Origin of the sequence: Bacillus sp. GMs2/2, assembly GCF_050172095.1 — a bacterium.
In the GTDB taxonomy this organism is placed as follows: Bacteria; Bacillota; Bacilli; order Bacillales; family Bacillaceae_G; genus Bacillus_A; species Bacillus_A cereus.
In genome coordinates this window covers 1-1,745 of the sequence record NZ_JBNLYE010000610.1, presented here as the reverse complement: position 1 = coordinate 1,745, position 1,745 = coordinate 1, and the positions used below count along the sequence as shown (strand labels likewise).

Genomic DNA, 1,745 nt, shown 5'->3' with positions numbered 1-1,745 from the left:
CAAGCTTTCTATTTCAAAAATTATACGAGGTGAAATAATGAAAAACAAAAAGACATTAACTAAGGTAGCATTAACAACAGGATTAGCTTTAACAGCTGTGGCACCATATGGCGTAGGTCATGCAGAGGAAACAGATCAACTACAAGTTCAAATTCAAGAGGAATCGTTCCGTTCGGGTGAACTTACACAGCCGTCACAAAAGGCACCAGAAAATGTAGTAAAGGATGCACTTAAGGAGAAAACAGAGCAAGCTCTGTCCCAAAAACAAGTCAATGGAGAAGCAGGAGTAGATTATAAAGTCCTTCAAAAACGTGGTTCGTATGATGGAACTACACTTGTACGTATGCAGCAAACATACGAAGGAAAAGAAGTATATGGTCATCAATTAACTGCACACGTAGATAATAATGGTGTTATTAAAAGTGTTTCAGGTGATAGCGCGCAAAATTTAAAACAAGAAGAATTGAAAAAACCTATTAATCTATCAAAAGATGAAGCAAAACAATTTATTTATACGAAGTACGGGAACGATATCAAGTTTATTTCTGAGCCAGAAGTTAAAGAGGTTATTTTTGTTGATGAAGATAATGGAGAAGCTAAAAATGCATACCAAGTTACCTTTGAAGCTGCAACACCAAACTATGTTTCTGGTACTTATTTAGTAAATGCACAAAATGGTGATATGTTAAAAAATATGGTACAAGAATCTAACTTAAAAGCCAGTGACAAACTAGTTGGAGCTTTAAAGAAAAGTAAACAAAGCAGTCTTACATCATTAACTGGAACAGGAAAAGATGATTTAGGTATTTCTCGTTCATTTGGTATCTCTAAACAAAGTAATGGCAAATATGCTCTTGCTGATTATACAAGAGGGCAAGGAATTGAAACATATGATGTGAATTACAGAGATATTACTAAAGAAGAAAGCTATTATCCTGGTACATTAGCGACTAGTACTTCGGCAACATTTAACGATTCAAAAGCAGTAAGTGCTCATTACTTAGCAACAAAAGTATTTGATTTTTATAAAGATAAATACAAGCGTAATAGCTTTGATAATAAAGGACAAAAAGTAGTTTCAGTTGTACACGCTTGGGATTCTGAAGAGACGAATGATCCGAAAAATTGGCAGAATGCATTAAGTGCTAATAATGGAAGTATGCTTGTATATGGCGATCCTATTGTTAAAGCATATGACGTAGCTGGACATGAATTTACACATGCTGTTACTTCTAGCGAATCTAATCTTGAATATTACGGAGAATCCGGTGCGATTAATGAGGCATTATCTGATATTATGGGAACATCTATTGAGAAATACGTAAATAATGGAAACTTTAACTGGACAATGGGAGAACAAACAGGATCTGTTTTCCGTGATATGGAAAACCCAGCTTCTGTTCCATCTTCACTAGGAGTACCTTATCCAGATGATTACAGTGAATTTAACGATTTTAATGGATGGGATCAAGGCGGTGTTCATTTTAATTCAAGTATTATTAATAAAGTTGCGTATCTCATTGCGAAAGGTGGAACTCATAACGGAGTAACTGTTAAAGGAATTGGTGAAGATAAAATGTTTGATATTTTCTATTATGCAAATACAGATGAGTTAAACATGACTTCTAATTTCAAAGAATTGAAATCAGCATGTATTCGAGTGGCAACTAATAAATATGGTGCGAATACAGCTGAAGTTCAAGCAGTTCAAAAAGCATTTGATGCAGCAAAAATTAAGTAATTTA

General features: G+C 34.3%; 1 protein-coding gene. It reads left to right on the top strand.

Features of this window, described 5'->3' with window-relative positions; translation table 11 throughout:
• Positions 1–37 precede the first annotated feature (37 nt).
• Entirely contained in the window at positions 38–1,741 is a 1,704-nt protein-coding gene (locus tag ACQGS6_RS27895; RefSeq protein ID WP_326318423.1) for a M4 family metallopeptidase, read from the top strand.
• Positions 1,742–1,745: the final 4 nt, after the last annotated feature.